This window comes from Staphylococcus sp. TE8, assembly GCF_000692055.1.
Classification (GTDB): domain Bacteria; phylum Bacillota; class Bacilli; order Staphylococcales; family Staphylococcaceae; genus Staphylococcus; species Staphylococcus capitis.
This window is the reverse complement of sequence record NZ_JMGB01000001.1, coordinates 962,374-983,234: the sequence shown is the minus strand read 5'-3', so window position 1 is coordinate 983,234 and position 20,861 is coordinate 962,374. Positions and strand designations below refer to the sequence as shown.

Sequence of the window (20,861 nt, the reverse complement as noted above, 5' to 3'; positions counted from 1 at the left end):
CCTACGTTGATATATGTAGGAGGTGATTTTTTTATGAAAATGTTATTTCAAGAGATAGTTAATTATGCTATAGAGCATGCTGCAAGTGATATACATTTTATTCCTACGGAGCACCATACTTTAATTAAACTAAGAATCAACGATCAACTTATTAATTACGATACACTGGCACATGCTATTTACAAAAAGTTACTTGTTTATATGAAGTTCAAATCAGGCTTAGATGTTTCGACCCAACAGCTAGCCCAAAGTGGAAGATATACTTATAAATTGCAAAATATGTATTACTTAAGAATCTCTACGCTACCTTTATCTTTAGGAAATGAAAGTTGCGTTATAAGAATCGTACCTCAATATTTCCAACAAAGACGTGACTCATATGAATTTAAAGATTTTAAGCACTTAATGAATAAAAAACAAGGATTATTACTTTTTAGTGGTCCAACTGGCTCTGGGAAAAGCACTTTAATGTATCAAATGGTAATGCATGCCCATCAAAATTTAAATTTAAATGTTATTTCAATTGAAGATCCTGTTGAGCAATTATTAGATGGGATAACTCAAATTTCAGTTAATGAAAAGGCCGGGATAAATTATACTAACTCTTTTAAAGCCATACTTAGATGTGACCCTGATGTCATTTTGATTGGAGAAATTCGTGATGCTTATATTGCTAAATGTGTTATACAAGCAAGTCTAAGTGGTCATTTAGTGCTTACAACTTTACATGCTAATGATTGTAAAGGGGCTTTACTTCGTCTACTAGAAATGGGTGTTACAGTGCAAGAATTATGTCAATCTATAAATTTAATATCTAATCAAAGACTTATCACCACACAAACTAATACGCGTGAATTAGTTTGTGAAGTAATGAACCAAAATCAAGTAGAATACTTTTTTGAACACAATCATGAACTACCAAATAGCTTCACTAAGCTGGCTACACATCTAACTAATCTATCTAAGGAAGGGGTAATTTGTGAAGAGGTTGTTAATAAGTATACTTAAACCTAACAGAAAAAAGAATCTTACCGAAGCTCAATCCATTGAACTACTTCAACGACTAAAACATTTATTTGAACATGGATTCACATTGTATGAAAGCTTTCAATTTCTAAATTTACACTTTATATATAGAGATAAAAACATTAGTAAAATAATAATAGAATCTATTCAAGCAGGTGGAACATGTTATGAAGTATTGAAGATGATTGGTTACCCCGAAATTATACTTACTCAAGTAAAATTTGCAGAACAGTATGGAAATTTAGAAATTTCAATGGCAGACGCCATTGAATATATGAGAAGAAACTTGAAGGCTAAAAAGGCATTTCTAAAAACTATTCAATATCCAATAGTGCTGATAAGTATATTTCTAATCATGTTAATCGTGCTAAATATGACTGTTATACCTCAATTTCAACAATTATACGCGACTATGAATGTTCAACTATCTACTTTACAAAATATACTTACCGTTTTCATTACAAAGTTGCCTGCTTTTGTATTATTGCTTACATTTTGTTCAATTGTGATATATATATATAATTTTTTATAAACTCCTAAACAAAATTCCCATAAATAAAAAAATAAAATATATAGTTAAAATCCCCTTTGTCAATTCTTACTATAAAATATTCAGAACTTATCAAATATCTAATGAACTCTCTCTTTTTTATAAAAATGGTATAAGCCTTCAACATATTGTCCATATATATAGAAATGAGCAAAACAATGAATTTTTTAAATATTTAGGTAACTACTTATTAGAAAGTATTGATAAAGGGATGTCACTACCGGCTATATTAAAAAGCTTACAATGCTTTCAACTTGATTTAATCAAATTTATTGAGCAAGGGGAAAAAAGCGGAAAACTAGATATTGAATTAAAATTATATAGCCAAATGTTATTGCATCATTTTGAAGATAAAGTTCTCAAGCAAACTAAATTTATTCAACCAGTCATTTTCTTTATATTAGGTCTATTTATAGTTTCTTTATATCTTGTAATCATGTTACCTATGTTTGAACTAATGCAAACCATCAAATAGGGAGGACTCTTAATGAAAATATTAAAAAAACTAAAAAAATCTAAAGCTTTCACTTTAATTGAAATGTTACTTGTTTTATTAATTATTAGTTTATTACTTATTTTAATTATACCTAATATTGCCAAACAAACAGCACATATCCAATCTACTGGTTGTGATGCTCAAGTAAAAATGGTAAATAGTCAAATTGAAGCATATACATTAAAGCATAATCGTAACCCTAATAATATTGAAGAATTAATTGCTGAAGGTTTTATAAAAGAAGGACAGAAAAATTGTAAATCCGGACAAACTATTAGTATTTCGAATGGTGAGGCTGTTGCGAACTAAACAATATAGTGCATTCACTCTAGTTGAAATGATGTTGGTCTTATTTACCATTAGCGTATTATTAATGACAACTTTATGGTCAAGAAGTTTTATGAATGTACAAATAATTAATGAAGAACATGAAATTAAGCAATTCATTACTAGACTTAATTACTTTAAATCTAAAGCAATTGCATCTCAAAGATCGATAGCCTTAGTTTTTACAAATAATTCAAATGTTATCCAAATTGTAGAAGAAAAAGGGAGCAAATATAAATTTAAAGTCCCTCACGGGAAAATCACTAATATTGCTAGAATTAATACGTTGAATTTCAATAGAGAAGGAAATATTAACCGTTTTGGTTCTCTAACAATTGCAATGAATAAAGCTACCTATAAAATTATTTTACATATTGAAAAAGGACGTATTAGATATGTCAAAATTTAAACTAAGAGCTTCATTATTACTCGATAGTTTATTAGGTTTACTAATCATCGGATTAATCACACTTATTTTGATACCAACACTCTCCACAATGAATAATAACTATAATAATTATTTAAAAACCATAGAAATTAAAAAGTCTATTATTACCAGCTTGAATAAATTTAGTAAGGAACAACTTAAACAAGGAGTTGTAATGGATCAATATGAAATACAACTATATCAAAAGAAAATATGTGGAAAAGATAGAGACTTTAACATTAAAACATGTGTTTCATTTGAAAATTAAAGCCTTTACTTTCGTTGAAATACTCTTCGCATTATCAGTAACCTCATTATGTCTTTCTTTAACACCTAATATTATTAATCTCACTTCTTACTACCTACATTTAGCTAAAAATAATGATGATTTAGACTTTGAATTTTTTTGTAGAGATATTCTTAAAGATGTACAAACTTCCAAGTATTCGCCAAGTAAAGATAATGATTCAACAATCAAAATTAGAAAAAAGGATGAGGAAATTAGATATATCTATAATAATAAAAAAATATATAAAAATATCAATCAGAGAGGTAACATCACTCTATTAAACAATGTAGTTTCTTTCAAAATAATAAAGACGAACAATAATATTTTAAAAATAAAAATAAGGCAAGGAGATACGAACTATTATAAAGAGAAAAACCTCTATTTATAGTCAAAAAGCGTTCATTAGTTTATATTTAGTAGTAATTTTTTCATTTTATTTATCAATTATATCTTTTTATATTACTCAATATGGTTTAAAATTAAAGACATTACATAACTTAGATATTTACTATGATGATGTTATTGCTAAAACATTAAAAAAGAGGTAGATTAGATTGATTAAAAGTAAAGCACCTATTATATTTGTTGGCTTCATGGGTACTGGTAAAACGACGATTGGACGATATCTTTCTGATTTACAAAATTTAAGTTATGTAGACTTAGATGAATATATCGAAAGAAATGAAAACAAATCAATTCCCGATATATTTCAGGAACATGGAGAACAAAAATTCCGTGGTTTAGAATTTAAATATTTAAAAGAGTGTTTGAATACATTCGAAATTATATCTACTGGTGGAGGAATAATCGAAAATAAAGATTCTTTGAAACTACTTAAAAATGAAAAGAATGTTATATGGCTTGATTGTGATATCAATGTTATTTATCGACGTATAGTTAGTGATCCTCATAGACCCAATGCTAAAGATAAATCTCTAGAACAATTAAATACCTTGTATTGTTCAAGGGTTTCAAGATATAATGAAACCGCATTCATGAAGGTGAATAGCGCACTCACTGTTTCTGAAATATATGAAAAGATTTTACAAAATTTATTTTGCGATTGATCAGTATTAGAGAGAATAAAGCTAAAACATATCTACATAATAATTAATTTAAGAATATTGTAAATATTTAGCTTTATCGCCGAAGGTGCAAGTTATTTAACGAAACTCTCAGGCAAAAGGATAATACTGTAACGCGTTCCTGGATGAATTATTTTAACAGGGTAGCTCTATGCTATCCTGTTTTTTATTAAAAATAGGGGGTTTTCTAATGACAACTGAACTTAAAAAGACACCTTTATATCAAAACTACGTTGATAATGGTGCGAAAATAGTTGAATTCGGTGGATGGGCTATGCCTGTTCAATTCACTAGTATTAAAGAAGAACATAACGCTGTGAGATATGAAATTGGTCTTTTTGATGTAAGCCACATGGGAGAGATAGAAATTACTGGTAATGAAGCATTTAACTTTGTTCAGTATATTTTATCAAATGATGCTAACAATCTTACAGATACTAAAGCAATGTATACAGCTTTATGTAATGAAGAAGGTGGTATTATAGATGACTTAGTTACATACAAGTTAGCAGAAAACCACTTTTTATTAATAGTAAATGCGGCAAATACTGATAAAGATTTTAATTGGATTTCTAAGCAAAGTAGCAATTTTGATGTTAATGTGAATAATTCTTCAAATATATATGGTCAACTTGCTATTCAAGGACCAAAAGCTAGACATCTTGTGAATGAACATACTGATGTGGATGTTAGTGACATGAGTATGTTTGAATTTAAACAAGATGTGAAGTTTTTTGATAAAAATATCATTCTTTCACAATCAGGCTATACAGGGGAAGATGGTTTCGAAATCTATTGTAAATCTGAAGACACAGTAGACATTTGGAATCAATTATTAGAATATGACGTTGTTCCTTGTGGTTTAGGTGCTCGTGATACTTTACGCCTTGAGGCAGGTTTACCTCTACATGGTCAAGATTTAACAGAATCTATTACTCCTTATGAAGGAGGTATTGCTTTTGCTGCTAAACCTCTTATTGAAGAAGAATTTATTGGCAAATCTGTTCTTAAAGATCAAAAAGAAAATGGTTCCACTAAAAGAACTGTTGGATTAGAGATAATAGGTAAAGGTATTGCTAGAACAGGTTACGAAGTATTTGATTTAGAAGGTAACCACATTGGAGAGGTAACATCCGGAACTCAATCTCCCTCTTCAGGTAAATCTATCGCACTAGCTATTATAAATAGAGATGCATTCGAAATGGGTAAAGAAGTGCTTATACAAGTTCGTAAGCGCCAAGTTAAAGCAAAAATTGTTAAGAAAAATCAAATTACTAAATAATACGGAGGGGTGTAAATAGTGAGTCATCGTTATATACCTTTAACAGATCAAGATAAACAAGAAATGCTAGATACTATTGGAGCAAAATCAATTTCAGAATTATTTGGTGATGTCCCAGCCGATATTTTATTAGATCGAAATTTAAATATTGCTAAGGGAGAGGCAGAAACTAGTTTAGTAAGAAGACTTAATCTTCTTGCCAATAGAAATATCACAAAAGAAACTCACGCTTCATTTTTAGGTGCTGGTGTATATGATCATTATGCTCCTGCAGTTGTAGATGCCATGATTTCTAGATCAGAATTTTATACTGCGTACACACCTTATCAACCTGAGATTTCTCAAGGTGAGTTACAAGCAATTTTTGAATTTCAAACTTTAATCTGTGAACTAACAGATATGGATGTTGCAAATTCATCTATGTATGATGGTATGACTAGTTTTGCTGAAGCTTGTATTTTAGCTTTCAGTCAGACTAAAAAGAATAAAGTTGTTGTTTCAAAAGGTTTACACTATCAAGCTTTACAAGTTTTACATACTTACGCTAAAACACGTAAAGAGTTTGAAGTAGTTGAAATCGATTTAAATGGAACAATAACTGATTTACAAAAATTAGAACAAGCAATTGATGATGATACTGCCGCAGTTGCAGTACAATATCCAAATTTTTATGGTTCAATTGAAGATCTTGAAAAAATAAATAGTTTTATTGCAGATAAAAAAGCATTATTTATAGTATATGCTAACCCTCTAGCTTTAGGTCTTTTAACACCACCAGGTACTTTTGGAGCGGATATAGTTGTTGGAGATACTCAACCGTTCGGTATACCTACACAATTTGGTGGACCTCATTGCGGCTATTTTGCTACAACTAAAAAGTTAATGCGTAAAGTACCTGGACGTTTAGTAGGTCAAACTCAGGATGATGAAGGCAATCGTGGATTTGTACTAACTTTACAAGCTAGAGAGCAGCATATTAGAAGAGATAAAGCGACTTCAAATATATGTTCTAACCAAGCACTTAATGCACTTGCATCTTCAATTGCTATGTCAGCTCTTGGTAAACAAGGTATATATGATATTGCTGTTCAAAATTTAAAACATGCTAATTATGCTAAACAACTATTTAAACATAAAGGCTTTGAGGTATTAGATGGTAATTCATTTAATGAATTTGTAGTTAAATTTGATGAACCTATTAAAGAAGTAAATTTAAAATTAGCTGACCAAGGTATTATTGGTGGTTTTGATTTAAGTGAAGTTTCTGATGACTTCAACAATCATATGCTAGTTGCCGTAACTGAATTAAGAACTAAAGAAGAAATTGATAATTTTGTTCAGAAAGCTGGTGAATTAAATGGTTAGTAAATCAAGTCCATTAATCTTTGAAAGATCCAAAAAAGGTAGATATGCGTATTCTTTACCTCAAAGTGATATTGAGGACATTACAATTTCCTCTGTATTAGATGACAAATATATTCGTAAAGATAAAGCCGAGTTTCCTGAGGTAGCTGAACTAGATTTAGTTCGACATTACACGGAACTCTCCAATAAAAATTTTGGTGTAGACACTGGTTTTTATCCATTGGGATCATGCACGATGAAATATAATCCTAAAGTTAATGAAAAAGTTGCTAGAATACCTGGATTTAGTGAATCTCATCCATTGCAAGAGGAAGAACACATTCAAGGTTCACTTGAAATTATTTATAGTTTGCAAGAAGAGCTAAAAGAAATTACAGGTATGGATGAAGTAACACTTCAACCAGCAGCAGGCGCGCACGGTGAATGGACAGCTCTCATGATTTTCAAAGCTTATCATGAGAATAATGGACAAGGACATAGAGATGAGGTTATTGTACCTGATTCTGCTCACGGTACAAACCCTGCTTCAGCCTCATTTGCCGGATTTAAATCAGTCACTGTTAAATCTAATGAGCGCGGAGAAGTAGATATTGATGATTTAAGAAGAGTTGTAAATGAGAATACAGCTGCTATCATGCTAACTAATCCAAATACATTAGGTATATTTGAGAAGAATATTATGGAAATTAGAGAAATCGTTCATGAAGCTGGTGGTCTACTTTATTACGATGGCGCAAATTTAAACGCAATAATGGATAAAGTTAGACCTGGAGACATGGGCTTTGATGCAGTTCATCTGAACTTACACAAAACGTTTACTGGACCTCATGGTGGCGGTGGCCCTGGTTCAGGACCAGTAGGTGTGGTAAAAGAGTTATCTAGCTACTTACCTAAGCCGATGGTCATTAAAGATGGCGAGTTCTATAAGTATGATAATAACATTGAAAACTCAATTGGAAGAGTTAAACCATTCTATGGTAACTTTGGTATTTATTTAAGAGCCTATACGTATATTAGAACTATGGGTGCTGAAGGACTTAAAGAAGTTTCAGAGGCTGCTGTGCTGAATGCTAATTATATTAAAGCACGTCTAAAAGACCATTTCGAAATCCCATATGACCAATATTGTAAACATGAGTTTGTTTTGAGCGGAACGAAACAAAAACAATTTGGCGTCCGTACATTAGATATGGCAAAAAGACTTTTAGATTTTGGAGTTCATCCTCCGACTATTTATTTCCCACTTAATGTTGAAGAGGGAATGATGATCGAACCTACAGAAACTGAATCTAAAGAAACATTAGATCATTTTGTAGATTCACTAATACAAATTTCTAATGAAGCGAAAGATAATCCTGATGTAGTGCTTGAAGCACCGCACACAACCATTATAGATAGATTAGACGAAACAACTGCAGCACGTAAGCCAATTCTTAAATTCGAAGATTTAAAACAAGAAAAAACAATTGAACATTAATATTGAAAATTAATTATACTTAAAATAGTAAAGCTCAATGATGTTTAAGCTATAATACATCATTGAGCTTTTTTCTCTTATTAATCTAAATAACTTATTTTTCAAAAGATTATCTTTAAAGCCTAAATATTATTTTTTACTGCAATAATAAATACCCTTAAAAAGTTATAATTCAAATTACAACATTTCAAGGGTGAAAAATACTAGGCGAAACGATATGGTCGTAAAATTATTTCTTAGATTTAATTTTACCTGTCCATTTTTTATATCCGCCTTTAAGCATGTATAAATCTTTATAGCCATTTTTTCTTAATATACGAGCAGCACGATAACTCGCTATTCCATTAGCATCACACAAATAAATTGGTTGGTCTTTTCTTAAACCTTGGTAACGTTGTTTAAAAATTGTGATTGGAATGTTACGCGCACCATTAATATGACCATAATCATAATCCACTTTTTCTCTTACATCTATAACTTGAGCTTTTCTCAAGCCTTTGTGGAATTCATTTTGGTCTAATTCTTTAACAGCTCGTTTATTAAGAATTTGTTGGATGACCATATACGCAATGATAATCACGATGATTCCAATTGCAATGTACAAAGAGATACCCATCTTGCATCCTCCCTAATTAACCGATATTATAATTATAAGACTGTTAGGACAATTTATCAAAATATTTTTTTCGGGTTAGTTTATGTTTAAATCATATAAACTAGATATATACAAATATACTTAATAGTTAAGTCTTTAAACATTTTGTTAGGGGTTTTTTTATGACTGAAACTTGGAACTTTATTAATACAGGAAGTCAAGATCCGTACTATAATATGGCTATGGATGAAGCATTACTTAATTTTGTTTCTAGAGGAGAGATTGATCCTGTTATAAGATTTTATACTTGGAATCCTGCGACACTTTCAATTGGATATTTTCAAAGATTACAAAAAGAGATAGATATTGAAAAGGTTAATGAAAAAGGATTCGGTTTAGTTCGACGTCAAACAGGGGGGAGAGGCGTCTTACATGATAAAGAATTAACTTATAGCGTGATAGTTCCTGAGTCCCACCCAAATATGCCTTCAACGATTACAGAAGCCTATAGAGTAATTTCTCAAGGTTTATTAGAAGGGTTTAAAAATTTAGGGTTTGAGACATACTTTGCCGTTCCTCGTTCAAAGGAAGAGCGAGAAAAGTTAAAACAACCTAGAAGTTCAGTATGTTTTGATGCTCCGAGTTGGTATGAATTAGTCGTTGAAGGTAGAAAGATAGCAGGAAGTGCTCAAACAAGACAAAAAGGCGTCATTTTACAACATGGTTCAATTTTACAAGATATTGATATTGATGAACTATTTGATATGTTTATTTTCAAAAATGATAGACTTAAAGCTAAAATGAAGGAAGCTTTCGTTGAAAAAGCAGTGGCAATTAATGACATTTCTGACACTCATATTACTTTAAGTGAAATGGAAAAAGCCTTTGAAGAAGGGTTCAAGACTGGATTAAATATTGAGTTCAAACCTTTAGAATTATCAGAACAACAGCTTGCTGAGGTAAAAGAACTTGAAGAAAAATATCGTTCTGACGATTGGATGTTTCGTAAATAATATAAAAATAGCATTGAAGTCAAGTTTAATTCGCATACTTCAATGCTATTTTTGTTTAATGCTTTCTATTTTTTCGTTTGTACTTTCGAGCAGCTCTCTTATACTTCCTTTGATCTTCAGTTAAGAAAAAGAAATAATAAATGAGATAAATGATTAAAGCTACTACTGCAAAACTTATTAAAGTCTTAATTATTGAAAAAAGAAATTCATCTAAATTCATTATTAATCCAAAAGCAGCAATAGCCAATATAATATAAAAGATGATATAACGCATCTAAAAACTCCTATTAACTACTAATATTTGAACTTACGGTAGTAAGTTTTTGTTGACCTTTTTTAATTTGTTTAGCGTCTTTTGATTGATAGCCGTTTCTAATTTTATTCATTGCACCTGATAAATCTTTATCAAATTTGCTAATCTCTTTTCTTTTCTGTTTATCTTCTTCAGAATTAGAATCATTGTCAACCGAACTTTTATAAGTTGAAAAAGCTTCATTAATTTTATTCGTAATTTTATCTAACTTATCTTGAATATCTTTTTTACCTTTGTTCTTTGTAACATCTGCCTCTATATTCTTATAATCTCCTATAGCCTCAGCTACTTTATCATAATAATTGGACGATGCTTTTAAATTTTTGATTTTCAATTTGTTAGAGGATGTCTTTTTACTATTTTCTTTATCTTGTTTTAATCCAGCAATTTTTGATTTTTGGTTACTTATATCTTGATTAAGTTGCTGTATATCTAACTTAAGTTGGTGATTATCATCTCGTAATTTAGTAGTCTTATCCTCTAATGGAGCCAAGTTTTGACTTCCACAACCTGCTAACAAACAAGATGCTCCTAGCACTAATATAAATTTTTTCATTGTATTCTCCCTAAACCAAAAACTATTATAATCGTTATTAATTATGCTATCATTTTAATGTATAAAATAAAAATGTACAAACGTTATCATTAGGAGTGATGCAAATGAATAAATTAAAACAAGTTCATGAAATCTTGGAGCATAAACGTTTGGATGCACTTATTGTTCTATCTGATTTTAATCGAAGATATCTTTCAGGATTCACGGGAACAAGTGGCGCTTTGATAATAACCCCTGATAAAAATTATCTTGTAACTGATTTTAGATATATTGAACAAGCGACTAATCAAGCAACTGAATTTGAAATTATTAATCGTCAAAGTGGGTTAATTTCAGAAATAAAACAAATATTAGAAAGTAAAAAGTTAACGAATGTCGGTTTTGAAGGACACTTAATTAGTTATGATACATATGTTGAACTTAATAAAGGTATAATTACTTTGATTAGTATAAGGGATTCTATTGATAAGATAAGAGAAGTGAAAAATAAAGAAGAAATTCAACTTATAAAAAAAGCAGCAGAAATTGTGGATAAAACATATGAATATATTTTATCAATAGCAAAAGTGGGTATGAGTGAAAGAGAAATCAAAGCGCGCCTAGAAAGTAAAATGTTAGAATTAGGTGCCGATGGTCCATCTTTTGATACAATTGTAGCATCAGGTTATAGAGGCGCATTACCTCACGGAGTAGCTAGTGACAAACGCATCGAAAAAGGTGATATGATTACTTTAGATTTTGGAGCGTACTATCGTGGTTATTGTTCCGATATAACGCGTACTTTCGCTATAGGTGAACCTGATCCAAAGATGAAAGAAATATATGAAATCGTGCTACAATCTCAAATTAAGGCAATCGAAGAAATAAAACCTGGTATGACTGTTCAACAAGCTGACGCTTTATCAAGAGATTATATCGAGTCTCATGGTTATGGAAAGGAATTTGGTCATTCTCTTGGACATGGTATAGGTTTAGATATTCATGAAGGACCATTGCTATCTAAGAATAGCGAAGGTGAATTGAAAGTTAATAATTGTGTAACAATTGAACCAGGTATATATGTCGATGGACTTGGTGGTGTTAGAATAGAAGACGATATATTAATCACAGAAAATGGCTGTGATGTCTTTACTAAATGCACAAAAGACCTTATTATTTTAGAGTAAGCGCGTATAATTGAGGAGGAGACTGAATGATTTCAGTAAATGATTTTAAAACAGGCTTAACAATTTCTGTAGATAATGGAATTTGGAAAGTTATTGATTTCCAACACGTTAAACCAGGAAAAGGTTCTGCATTTGTTCGTTCTAAATTAAGAAACTTAAGAACAGGTGCTATCCAAGAAAAAACATTCCGAGCAGGAGAGAAAGTTGAACAGGCGATGATTGAAAACCGTCGCATGCAATATTTATATGCTGATGGAGATAATCATATTTTCATGGATAATGAAACTTTCGATCAAATCGAATTGCCTGGTGATTATTTAAAAGATGAATTAAACTATTTAAAAGCAAATATGGAAGTTCAAGTTCAATCATATGAAGGAGAAATTATTGGAGTTGAATTACCTAAAACAGTTGAATTAGAAGTAACTGAAACTGAACCAGGTATTAAAGGTGATACAGCAACAGGCGCAACAAAATCTGCTACTGTAGAAACTGGATATACTTTAAATGTGCCTTTATTCGTTAATGAAGGAGATATTTTAGTAATTAATACTGGCGACGGAAGTTACATTTCTAGAGGCTAGACAAATTATACTTATTAACTATCCCCCCTTAAAGTGTACATTGAAATTGGTGTGCATTCTTAAGGGGGGTAATATTTTTTGGACTTTTACTTCAATAAAAGTAACATAAAATCAAAATTTATCCACCACTGAACATTTTAATTCATGTAGTAGTTTAATTTAACTTAGAATTATTAATCTGAACCACTATTTACCCAACCTCAGAATCATTTTGATAAGCATTCAAACGTCTTCGCATCATTATCGCTACAAAACTTACTAGAAAATATAATGGCATCTATATTTGAGTATTTTTCTTGATTTAATTAATAATTATTACTAAACCCGTTTGTTGCAATTTTTGTTTTTTAAATTATTAGTTACTAAGCCTGTTATCTATGTTTCATCATATGAACATGCTTGAATTGAGTGAATGACTCAAGTAAAATAGACGGGTAGATGAAAACAAACCTAAGGAGTCAGTACGAAATGAACTTTAAAGAAATAAAAGAATTAATTGAAATTCTTGATCAATCTAATTTAACTGAAATTAACATTGAGGATAACAAAGGTAGCGTTGTTAATCTTAAAAAAGAGAAAGAAACTGAAATCATTACACCTCAAGTAGCTCAACAACCTGCACAACAGATTTCTCAACCACAAGCAGCGCCACAACCTCAATCAACTACTCAATCAGGGGAAGAAACTCAAGAATCTGCTAGTGATAATTACGAAACGATTAATGCGCCAATGGTTGGTACATTCTATAAATCACCTTCGCCAGAGGAAGATGCTTATGTTCAAGTAGGGGATAAAGTTTCAAACGACACAACTGTATGTATTCTTGAAGCAATGAAATTATTTAATGAGATACAAGCTGAAACATCAGGTGAGATCGTGGAAATCTTAGTAGAAGACGGACAAATGGTAGAGTATGGCCAGCCGTTATTTAAGGTGAAATAATGAATAAGATATTAATCGCAAACCGTGGGGAGATAGCTGTTAGAATAATCAGAGCTGCTCACGATTTAGGTATCCAAACAGTAGCTATTTATTCTGAAGGGGACAAAGATGCATTACATACTCAAATTGCTGATGAAGCATATTGCGTCGGTCCAACTTTATCTAAGGACTCTTATTTGAACATACCTAATATATTATCTATTGCGACTTCTACTGGTTGTGACGGAGTACATCCTGGTTATGGATTTTTAGCTGAAAATGGCGACTTTGCAGAATTATGTGAAGCATGTCAACTTAAATTCATTGGTCCAAGTTATGAATCTATTCAAAAAATGGGAATTAAAGACGTAGCTAAAGCAGAAATGATTAAAGCTAATGTACCTGTCGTACCTGGTAGTGAAGGACTTATCCAAAGTATCGATGATGCTAAGAAAGTAGCTAAAAAAATTGGTTATCCTGTAATAATTAAAGCTACTGCAGGTGGTGGCGGAAAAGGTATTCGTGTTGCACGTGACGAGAAAGAGCTTGAAACAGGTATTCGTATGACTCAACAAGAAGCAGAAACTGCCTTTGGTAACGGTGGTTTATACCTAGAGAAGTTTATTGAGAACTTTAGACATATTGAGATTCAAATTGTCGGAGATAGTTATGGTAATGTCATACATTTAGGTGAGCGTGATTGTACGATTCAACGTAGAATGCAAAAATTAGTTGAGGAAGCGCCTTCTCCCATTTTAAGTGAAGAAAAACGTCAAGAAATGGGAAATGCGGCTGTTAGAGCAGCTAAAGCAGTTAACTATGAGAACGCTGGTACGATAGAATTCATTTACGATCTTGATGATGATAATTTCTATTTCATGGAAATGAACACTCGTATTCAAGTAGAACATCCTGTTACTGAAATGGTCACTGGTGTGGATTTAGTTAAATTACAACTTAAAGTAGCTATGGGTGAAGCTTTACCATTCAAACAAGAGGATATTTCAATTAATGGCCATGCTATAGAATTCCGTATAAATGCTGAGAATCCATATAAAGACTTTATGCCTTCACCAGGTAAGATTACTCAATATTTAGCACCAGGTGGTTTTGGAGTGAGAATAGAATCAGCATGTTATACTAACTATACAATCCCTCCATATTATGATTCTATGGTAGCTAAACTTATTGTACATGAACCTACTAGGGATGAAGCCATTATGACTGGTATTCGTTCACTAAGTGAGTATCTTGTATTAGGAATAGATACTACTATTCCGTTCCACCTTAGACTACTAAATAATGAAATCTTTAGAAGTGGTGAATTTAATACAAAATTCTTAGAAAAATACAATATTATGGATGATGATCAATAGGAGGTTATCGGATGGTCAATGTAGCAGATTATTCTCAATCGAATTTAGGTAAAATTGAAATTGCGCCAGAAGTTTTATCTGTTATTGCTAGTATTGCCACGTCAGAAATCGATGGAATCACAGGCCATTTTGCTGAATTAAGCAAGACGAATTTAGAGAAAATTAGTCGAAAAAACCTCTATAGAGATGTAAAAATTGAGGCTAAAGATGATGGTATATACATTGATATTTATTGTGCTTTAAAGCACGGAGTAAATATTTCTAAAACAGCCAATAATATTCAATCTGCAATTTTTAATTCAATAACAACTATGACAGCAATTGAACCAAAACAAATTAACATTCATATTACACAAATTATAGTAGAAAAATAAATAATATAAAGTAGAGGTATTATAGAAGTAGCATTTATTAGAATTCTAATTCAAAATAAAGCGTCACTTATAAATGTAGTACATTCTATGATATTCCTACTGGTTAGACTGATTTGAATTAAAAAAATTAAAAAAATTTTAATTCAGTCATTTTCACCAATATGCTAATTATGGCTGAGACAATGTTTTATGTTTCAGCCTCATTAATTATATAAATACGTTTGAAGGAGTAAAATATGAGTCGTAAAGAATCAAGAATTCAAGCTTTTCAAACTTTATTTCAATTAGAAATGAAAGAATCTGATTTAAGTATCACTGAAGCAATCAACTTTATAAAAGATGATTATCCAGATTTAGACTTTGATTTTATTAACTGGTTAGTTACAGGAGTAAAAGATCATGAAGCTGTATTAGATGAGAAGTTTAAACCATATTTAAAAGATTGGTCAATTGAACGTTTACTAAAATCTGACCGTATTATCTTAAGAATGGCTACATTTGAAATGTTACACAGTGACACTCCTAAAAAAGTTATCATCAATGAAGCTGTTGATCTTACTAAACAATTTAGTGATGATGGTCACTATAAATTTATTAATGGTGTTTTAAGTAATATAAATAATTAAAATGAGTGATATGTATGACTGAATATTTAAGTGTTACTACTTTAACTAAATACATTAAATATAAATTTGATCAAGATCCTCATTTGCAATCTGTTTTAATAAAGGGAGAATTATCAAACTTTAAGAAACATTCAAGTGGACACTTATACTTTAACGTTAAAGATAAAGAGAGTGTGATTAGCGCTATGATGTTTAAAGGTAATGCTTCTAAATTAGGCTTTGAACCTAAAGAAGGTGATGAAGTTCTACTCGAAGCTCGTGTCTCCGTTTATGAAAGAAGGGGCAACTATCAAATTTATGTAAATAAGATGCAACTTGACGGAATTGGAAATTTATATCAAAAGTTAGAAGAACTTAAGAAAAAACTTACAAAAGAAGGTTATTTCGATAGCAGCGTTAAGAAACCTATACCCAAATTCCCCAAAAGAATTGCGGTCCTAACAGCTAGTACTGGTGCTGCAATTAGAGATATTCATTCAACAATTAACAGTCGATATCCTTTAGTTGAACAAATACACATCAGTACATTGGTACAAGGTACGCAAGCAAAACAAGATATTATAGAGAAAATTGAACATGCTGACACACTTGATGTAGACACCATTATAGTTGGGCGTGGTGGTGGTTCTATTGAAGATTTATGGAACTTTAATGAGGAAGAAGTAGTTAAAGCAATATATAGTTGTAATACACCAATTATTTCAGCTGTGGGACACGAAACTGACTTTACTTTAAGTGATTTTGTAGCTGATGTTAGAGCAGCTACTCCTACACAAGCTGCTGTAATCGCAACACCCGACCAATATGAATTAATGCAACAAATTAAACAATATCAATTTTCATTAACTAGGTTTATTAAACAATATGTCGAACAACAGAAGAAACAATTAAGTCATCTAAATTCTTATTATAAATTTAAGCAACCTTCACTATTGTATGATCAACAAATTCAAAAGCGTGATGACCTTGAAAAACAACTTAAGCAATTGATGTCGACATATCTTGAAAAGCATACTCAAAACCTCAAGCTATTGAAACAACATTTCAATTTAAAAACACTCAATAACAACATTTCTCAAGATAAAATGCATGTGTCCCAATATCGTGAACGTATGACTCAAGCAATAACAAATGAATTATCAAAATTACAAACAGATTTAAAAAATAAAATTGAAAATCTAAATAATTTGAGTCCTACTAATACAATGTTACGTGGCTATGCAATTGTAAATAAGGATGATAAAGTAGTTACAAGTACACATGATATTACTGAGAATGATACAATCACTTTAACAATGAAAGATGGCAACGTTGATGCTACTGTAAAGAAAGTAAGGTGTAATGATGAGTAAAGAAAAGCAAAGCTTTGAAGAAATGATGCAAGAACTAGAAAATATCGTTCAAAAATTAGATAATGAAACAGTTTCATTAGAGGAATCACTAGACTTATATCAAAGAGGAATGAAATTATCAACTGCTTGTGATACAACACTAAAAGATGCAGAGAAAAAAGTGAACAAATTAATGCAAGAAGAAGCTGAGGAACAAGAAAATGAAGAAGCTAACAATGAGTAATTTAATCGAAGAAGTTAATAATAATCTTAAGCAGGCAATTCCCGAATCTCATCTAAATACCGATTTAGAAGAGAGCATGATGTACTCACTTCAGGCCGGCGGAAAAAGAATTCGACCTGTATTATTATTACTTACATTAAATATGCTAAATGAAGACTATCATAAAGGACTTCAAAGTGCTTTAGCTTTAGAAATGATTCATACATACTCACTCATTCATGACGATTTACCTGCAATGGATGATGACGATTACCGTCGCGGTAAACTAACTAATCACAAAGTCTATGGTGAATGGAAAGCAATATTAGCTGGAGATGCACTTTTAACAAAGGCATTTGAATTAGTCTCAAATGACGATTTAATTGAAGATAATGTTAAAGTAAAAGTCTTACAACGATTATCTAAAGCAAGCGGACATATCGGTATGGTTGGCGGACAAACATTAGATATGCAAAGCGAAAATCAAACAGTTGATTTAAAAACTTTAGAGTCTATTCATAAAGCAAAGACAGGCGCTCTTCTTACTTTTGCAGTAATGGCTGCTGTAGATATTGCACAAGTAGATCAGAAGACGTCTCACAATCTAAATGAATTCAGCGAACATTTAGGACTTATGTTTCAGATTAAAGACGATTTATTAGATGTTTATGGCGATGAGAAAAAAATAGGTAAAGCGGTAGGTAGTGATGAATTGAATAATAAAAGTACTTATGTTTCCTTATTAGGCAAAGAGGGTGCTGAAGACAAACTGGAATATCATAAGAATCAAGCTTTGGAATGTCTGAATAATATATCTTCACAATATCAAACTTCAGAATTAATAAAAATTGTTGATTTATTTTACAATAGAGATCATTAAATTTAATAAAGATATTTAGATTTTAATTTATAGCCTATAAATGGATGAGTTCTAGTTCATTTATAGGCTAAATTTTAGATTTGTTTTAGCTATTATATTTTCATTTTGAAATCTTAGATACAAATCCTTATTATTTAATATATATTTTGTTTTCCATATACAAAAAATATTCATTCTCTAATTTTTATTCAATTAATTAATTTATCATGTTAAAGTTTGGATTTTTATAATAAATGCCTTTATCATGCCAAAGATAAAAAATAATAATGTTAAATTTAAATAGTGTTTAGTAGTAGTTACGAGTCGCTTGTGTTAAAATCATTGTATAAATATTCGTAACTAGAGGTGTTTATTGTGCCAAAAAAATCAGTTAGACATATAAAAATTAGAGAAATTATTTCGAACGAACAAATAGAGACACAAGATGAATTGGTAAAACGATTAAATGAATATGATTTAAACGTGACACAAGCAACAGTTTCAAGAGATATAAAAGAATTACAATTAATTAAAGTTCCCGCACCTTCAGGTCAATATGTTTATAGTTTACCGAATGATAGAAAATATCATCCTTTAGAAAAATTAGGACGATATTTAATGGATTCTTTTGTAAATATAGAGGGAACTGGAAACTTACTTGTACTTAAAACACTTCCAGGTAACGCACAATCAATTGGAGCGATACTTGATCAAATTGATTGGGATGAAGTACTTGGTACCATTTGTGGCGATGATACATGTCTACTTATTTGTAGAAATGAAGAAGCAAGTGAAGAGATAAAAACTAGAATTTTTAATTTATTATAAGGATGCGATGAATTTATGTTACAAACCTTATCAATAAAACAGTTTGCTATCATTGATAAACTTGAAATACAATTTTCAGATGGATTAACAGTCCTAAGTGGCGAAACAGGCTCAGGTAAATCTATCATCATTGATGCAATTGGACAGCTAATAGGAATGCGCGCTTCTTCTGATTATGTGCGTCATGGCGAGAAAAAAGCTATCATTGAAGGTATATTCGATATAGATGAAAGCAAAGATGCAATATCTATTCTAGAGGATTTATCCATTGATATTGATGAAGACTTTTTATTAGTTAAGAGAGAAATCTTTAGTTCTGGTAAAAGCATTTGTCGTATCAATAATCAAATTGTCACACTTCAAGATTTAAGAAAAGTGATGCAAGAATTATTAGATATTCATGGCCAACATGAAACTCAATCATTACTCAAGCAAAAATATCATCTTCAATTACTCGATGATTATGCAGAAAATCAATATTCTGATTTGCTACAACAATATAAAAATATTTTCAATCAATATAAAGATAAAAGAAAAGAATTAGAAGATTTGGAATCAGCCGATCAAGCATTGCTACAGCGTCTTGATTTGATGAAATTTCAATTCGAAGAACTTACAGAAGCTTCTTTAAAAGAAGATGAAGTAGAACAACTAGAAGTTGATATTAAACGTATTCAGAATTCTGAAAAATTGAGCCTAGCATTGAATAATGCGCATCAAGTACTAACAGATGAGAATGCTATTCCGGATCGATTATACGAATTAAGTAATCATCTTCAATCTATCAATGATATTGTTCCTGAAAAATACGAAAAATTGAAAGAAGATATTGACCAATTCTACTATGTTCTTGAAGACGCAAAACATGATATATATGATGAAATGGCAAACACCGAATTTGATGAACAAGTATTAAATGAACTTGAATCAAGGATGAATCTTTTAAATAACCTAAAACGAAAATATGGAAAAGATGTTCCTGAACTCATTGCTTATCAAAGTAAGTTAGAGAATGAGATTAATAAAATTGAAAACTATGAACAAAGTTCATCACAATTAAGAGAAGAAATTAACCAACTTTATCAAGAAGTAATTGATATAGGTAAAGCATTATCAAAAGAACGGCGACGCGTCGCTAGGGAATTACGTGACCATATTGTTTCTGAAATTCAAAATTTACAAATGAAAGATGCAAATTTAGAAATATCTTTCAAACCTCTTGATGAACCTAACTACGAAGGAATCGAATTTGTAGAATTTTTAATTAGCCCTAATAAAGGAGAGCCTTTAAAAAGCTTGAATAAAATTGCTTCAGGAGGAGAATTATCTCGAATAATGCTTGCATTGAAAAGCATATTTGTTAAATCACGTGGCCAAACAGCAATTCTATTTGATGAAGTGGATTCAGGTGTTTCTGGACAAGCAGCACAGAAAATGGCCGAAAAAATGAGAGACATAGCTCAATTCATACAAGTCATATGTATTTCTCATTTACCTCAAGTTGCTTCAATGAGTGATCATCATCTTCTAATAAGTAAAGCCTCACAAGATGACAGGACAACTACTCAAGTTAAAGAGTTATTAGATGACGATAGAATTAATGAGGTAGCGCGAATGATTTCCGGAGCTAGTGTTACTGATTTAACAAGAGAAAACGCTAAAGAAATGATTGCTCAAAATCACAGAGATTAATCTTTATTCATTTTAGTAGTAGCACATTCAAAATTTTTCTCAAAAAGAGTATAATGAATCGATTCTTAAAAATTTGTCAT

General features: G+C 30.8%; 24 protein-coding genes, 1 pseudogene and 1 riboswitch. Of the genes and pseudogenes, 22 read left to right on the top strand and 3 right to left on the bottom strand.

Translation table 11 applies throughout. From position 1 onward, the window contains the following. The first annotated feature begins 33 nt into the window (after positions 1-33). The 10 genes and pseudogenes from comGA to gcvPB all read left to right on the top strand — a co-directional run bounded on the left by comGA (position 34) and on the right by gcvPB (position 8,324). Positions 34-1,008: a competence type IV pilus ATPase ComGA gene (gene comGA, locus CM54_RS04615; RefSeq protein ID WP_037549240.1), complete on the top strand. Its 975-nt coding sequence runs from the start codon at positions 34-36 to the stop codon at positions 1,006-1,008. Beyond that, a pseudogene (gene comGB / locus CM54_RS04610) lies at positions 980-2,051 on the top strand (competence type IV pilus assembly protein ComGB). Before comGA ends, comGB begins: the two are co-directional and overlap by 29 nt. Before the next feature lie 18 nt (positions 2,052-2,069). Then, complete coding sequence (gene comGC / locus CM54_RS04605) at positions 2,070-2,381, top strand: competence type IV pilus major pilin ComGC (protein ID WP_029625707.1); 312 nt, start codon at positions 2,070-2,072, stop codon at positions 2,379-2,381. Then, positions 2,359-2,808, top strand: a complete 450-nt coding sequence (comGD, locus tag CM54_RS04600; protein WP_197018892.1) for a competence type IV pilus minor pilin ComGD — start codon at positions 2,359-2,361, stop codon at positions 2,806-2,808. The genes comGC and comGD overlap by 23 nt, the downstream gene beginning before the upstream one ends. Beyond that, complete coding sequence (locus CM54_RS04595; protein WP_037549238.1) at positions 2,795-3,094, top strand: hypothetical protein; 300 nt, start codon at positions 2,795-2,797, stop codon at positions 3,092-3,094. Before comGD ends, CM54_RS04595 begins: the two co-directional genes overlap by 14 nt. Continuing rightward, the gene (gene comGF / locus CM54_RS04590) at positions 3,012-3,503 is read left to right on the top strand and encodes a competence type IV pilus minor pilin ComGF (RefSeq protein WP_037549236.1); all 492 of its coding nucleotides are present in this window, start codon (positions 3,012-3,014) and stop codon (positions 3,501-3,503) included. Before CM54_RS04595 ends, comGF begins: the two co-directional genes overlap by 83 nt. A gap of 169 nt (positions 3,504-3,672) precedes the next feature. After that, positions 3,673-4,182 carry a shikimate kinase gene (locus CM54_RS04585; protein WP_331280358.1) on the top strand — a complete coding sequence of 170 codons (510 nt, stop codon included), beginning with the start codon at positions 3,673-3,675 and terminating at the stop codon, positions 4,180-4,182. Beyond that, a riboswitch (glycine riboswitch) is annotated at positions 4,179-4,316 on the top strand. (Overlaps the previous gene by 4 nt.) Before the next feature lie 74 nt (positions 4,317-4,390). After that, positions 4,391-5,482 (top strand): glycine cleavage system aminomethyltransferase GcvT, encoded by a 1,092-nt coding sequence (gene gcvT, locus CM54_RS04580; protein ID WP_037549231.1) that lies wholly within the window; start codon positions 4,391-4,393, stop codon positions 5,480-5,482. A gap of 18 nt (positions 5,483-5,500) precedes the next feature. Continuing rightward, positions 5,501-6,847 (top strand): aminomethyl-transferring glycine dehydrogenase subunit GcvPA, encoded by a 1,347-nt coding sequence (gene gcvPA / locus CM54_RS04575; RefSeq protein WP_037549230.1) that lies wholly within the window; start codon positions 5,501-5,503, stop codon positions 6,845-6,847. Next, the gene (gcvPB, locus tag CM54_RS04570; protein ID WP_023350207.1) at positions 6,840-8,324 is read left to right on the top strand and encodes an aminomethyl-transferring glycine dehydrogenase subunit GcvPB; all 1,485 of its coding nucleotides are present in this window, start codon (positions 6,840-6,842) and stop codon (positions 8,322-8,324) included. Before gcvPA ends, gcvPB begins: the two co-directional genes overlap by 8 nt. A 229-nt stretch (positions 8,325-8,553) precedes the next feature. Here gcvPB and CM54_RS04565 read toward each other — a convergent pair whose 3' ends face one another. Next, complete coding sequence (locus CM54_RS04565; RefSeq protein ID WP_037549229.1) at positions 8,554-8,940, bottom strand: rhodanese-like domain-containing protein; 387 nt, start codon at positions 8,938-8,940, stop codon at positions 8,554-8,556. Between the two features lie 161 nt (positions 8,941-9,101). On the opposite strand from CM54_RS04565, the gene CM54_RS04560 reads away from it, so the two are divergent. After that, the gene (locus CM54_RS04560) at positions 9,102-9,932 is read left to right on the top strand and encodes a lipoate--protein ligase family protein (RefSeq protein WP_002433604.1); all 831 of its coding nucleotides are present in this window, start codon (positions 9,102-9,104) and stop codon (positions 9,930-9,932) included. A gap of 55 nt (positions 9,933-9,987) precedes the next feature. On the opposite strand, the gene CM54_RS04555 is transcribed toward CM54_RS04560, so the two are convergent. Next, complete coding sequence (locus CM54_RS04555; RefSeq protein ID WP_002433847.1) at positions 9,988-10,206, bottom strand: SA1362 family protein; 219 nt, start codon at positions 10,204-10,206, stop codon at positions 9,988-9,990. Between the two features lie 13 nt (positions 10,207-10,219). Further along, positions 10,220-10,801 (bottom strand): hypothetical protein, encoded by a 582-nt coding sequence (locus CM54_RS04550; RefSeq protein ID WP_037549228.1) that lies wholly within the window; start codon positions 10,799-10,801, stop codon positions 10,220-10,222. Between the two features lie 104 nt (positions 10,802-10,905). On the opposite strand from CM54_RS04550, the gene CM54_RS04545 reads away from it, so the two are divergent. The 11 genes from CM54_RS04545 to recN all read left to right on the top strand — a co-directional run bounded on the left by CM54_RS04545 (position 10,906) and on the right by recN (position 20,781). Beyond that, positions 10,906-11,967, top strand: coding sequence for a M24 family metallopeptidase (locus tag CM54_RS04545; RefSeq protein WP_023350210.1), 1,062 nt, complete (start codon positions 10,906-10,908; stop codon positions 11,965-11,967). Between the two features lie 26 nt (positions 11,968-11,993). After that, on the top strand, positions 11,994-12,551 hold the full coding sequence (gene efp, locus CM54_RS04540) for an elongation factor P (protein WP_002433618.1): 558 nt from the start codon (positions 11,994-11,996) through the stop codon (positions 12,549-12,551). Between the two features lie 468 nt (positions 12,552-13,019). Continuing rightward, positions 13,020-13,493 carry an acetyl-CoA carboxylase biotin carboxyl carrier protein gene (gene accB / locus CM54_RS04535; RefSeq protein ID WP_002433598.1) on the top strand — a complete coding sequence of 158 codons (474 nt, stop codon included), beginning with the start codon at positions 13,020-13,022 and terminating at the stop codon, positions 13,491-13,493. After that, positions 13,493-14,848: an acetyl-CoA carboxylase biotin carboxylase subunit gene (gene accC / locus CM54_RS04530; protein WP_002433804.1), complete on the top strand. Its 1,356-nt coding sequence runs from the start codon at positions 13,493-13,495 to the stop codon at positions 14,846-14,848. Before accB ends, accC begins: the two co-directional genes overlap by 1 nt. Before the next feature lie 11 nt (positions 14,849-14,859). Continuing rightward, entirely contained in the window at positions 14,860-15,222 is a 363-nt protein-coding gene (locus CM54_RS04525) for an Asp23/Gls24 family envelope stress response protein (protein WP_002433947.1), read from the top strand. Positions 15,223-15,458: 236 nt separating this feature from the next. After that, on the top strand, positions 15,459-15,848 hold the full coding sequence (gene nusB, locus CM54_RS04520) for a transcription antitermination factor NusB (RefSeq protein WP_037549226.1): 390 nt from the start codon (positions 15,459-15,461) through the stop codon (positions 15,846-15,848). A gap of 14 nt (positions 15,849-15,862) precedes the next feature. Then, entirely contained in the window at positions 15,863-17,200 is a 1,338-nt protein-coding gene (gene xseA / locus CM54_RS04515; RefSeq protein ID WP_016898182.1) for an exodeoxyribonuclease VII large subunit, read from the top strand. After that, entirely contained in the window at positions 17,193-17,423 is a 231-nt protein-coding gene (locus CM54_RS04510; protein WP_002433880.1) for an exodeoxyribonuclease VII small subunit, read from the top strand. Before xseA ends, CM54_RS04510 begins: the two co-directional genes overlap by 8 nt. Continuing rightward, positions 17,401-18,282: a polyprenyl synthetase family protein gene (locus CM54_RS04505; protein WP_037549224.1), complete on the top strand. Its 882-nt coding sequence runs from the start codon at positions 17,401-17,403 to the stop codon at positions 18,280-18,282. The genes CM54_RS04510 and CM54_RS04505 overlap by 23 nt, the downstream gene beginning before the upstream one ends. A 354-nt stretch (positions 18,283-18,636) precedes the next feature. Beyond that, the gene (gene ahrC / locus CM54_RS04500) at positions 18,637-19,089 is read left to right on the top strand and encodes a transcriptional regulator AhrC/ArgR (RefSeq protein ID WP_002433875.1); all 453 of its coding nucleotides are present in this window, start codon (positions 18,637-18,639) and stop codon (positions 19,087-19,089) included. 15 nt (positions 19,090-19,104) lie between these two features. Next, positions 19,105-20,781, top strand: a complete 1,677-nt coding sequence (gene recN, locus CM54_RS04495; protein WP_037549223.1) for a DNA repair protein RecN — start codon at positions 19,105-19,107, stop codon at positions 20,779-20,781. Positions 20,782-20,861: the final 80 nt, after the last annotated feature.

Bases quoted from the DNA above. Each gene is read 5' to 3' on its own strand.
- CM54_RS04550 (WP_037549228.1), bottom strand. From the start codon at position 10,801: ATGAAAAAATTTATATTAGTGCTAGGAGCATCTTGTTTGTTAGCAGGT.
- comGF (WP_037549236.1), top strand. From the start codon at position 3,012: ATGAAATACAACTATATCAAAAGAAAATATGTGGAAAAGATAGAGACT.
- CM54_RS04595 (WP_037549238.1), top strand. From the start codon at position 2,795: ATGTCAAAATTTAAACTAAGAGCTTCATTATTACTCGATAGTTTATTA.
- CM54_RS04565 (WP_037549229.1), bottom strand. From the start codon at position 8,940: ATGGGTATCTCTTTGTACATTGCAATTGGAATCATCGTGATTATCATT.
- efp (WP_002433618.1), top strand. From the start codon at position 11,994: ATGATTTCAGTAAATGATTTTAAAACAGGCTTAACAATTTCTGTAGAT.
- CM54_RS04525 (WP_002433947.1), top strand. From the start codon at position 14,860: ATGGTCAATGTAGCAGATTATTCTCAATCGAATTTAGGTAAAATTGAA.
- nusB (WP_037549226.1), top strand. From the start codon at position 15,459: ATGAGTCGTAAAGAATCAAGAATTCAAGCTTTTCAAACTTTATTTCAA.
- recN (WP_037549223.1), top strand. From the start codon at position 19,105: ATGTTACAAACCTTATCAATAAAACAGTTTGCTATCATTGATAAACTT.
- comGA (WP_037549240.1), top strand. From the start codon at position 34: ATGAAAATGTTATTTCAAGAGATAGTTAATTATGCTATAGAGCATGCT.
- CM54_RS04510 (WP_002433880.1), top strand. From the start codon at position 17,193: ATGAGTAAAGAAAAGCAAAGCTTTGAAGAAATGATGCAAGAACTAGAA.
- xseA (WP_016898182.1), top strand. From the start codon at position 15,863: ATGACTGAATATTTAAGTGTTACTACTTTAACTAAATACATTAAATAT.
- gcvT (WP_037549231.1), top strand. From the start codon at position 4,391: ATGACAACTGAACTTAAAAAGACACCTTTATATCAAAACTACGTTGAT.
- CM54_RS04560 (WP_002433604.1), top strand. From the start codon at position 9,102: ATGACTGAAACTTGGAACTTTATTAATACAGGAAGTCAAGATCCGTAC.
- accB (WP_002433598.1), top strand. From the start codon at position 13,020: ATGAACTTTAAAGAAATAAAAGAATTAATTGAAATTCTTGATCAATCT.
- CM54_RS04555 (WP_002433847.1), bottom strand. From the start codon at position 10,206: ATGCGTTATATCATCTTTTATATTATATTGGCTATTGCTGCTTTTGGA.
- comGD (WP_197018892.1), top strand. From the start codon at position 2,359: ATGGTGAGGCTGTTGCGAACTAAACAATATAGTGCATTCACTCTAGTT.
- CM54_RS04545 (WP_023350210.1), top strand. From the start codon at position 10,906: ATGAATAAATTAAAACAAGTTCATGAAATCTTGGAGCATAAACGTTTG.
- CM54_RS04505 (WP_037549224.1), top strand. From the start codon at position 17,401: ATGAAGAAGCTAACAATGAGTAATTTAATCGAAGAAGTTAATAATAAT.
- gcvPB (WP_023350207.1), top strand. From the start codon at position 6,840: ATGGTTAGTAAATCAAGTCCATTAATCTTTGAAAGATCCAAAAAAGGT.
- accC (WP_002433804.1), top strand. From the start codon at position 13,493: ATGAATAAGATATTAATCGCAAACCGTGGGGAGATAGCTGTTAGAATA.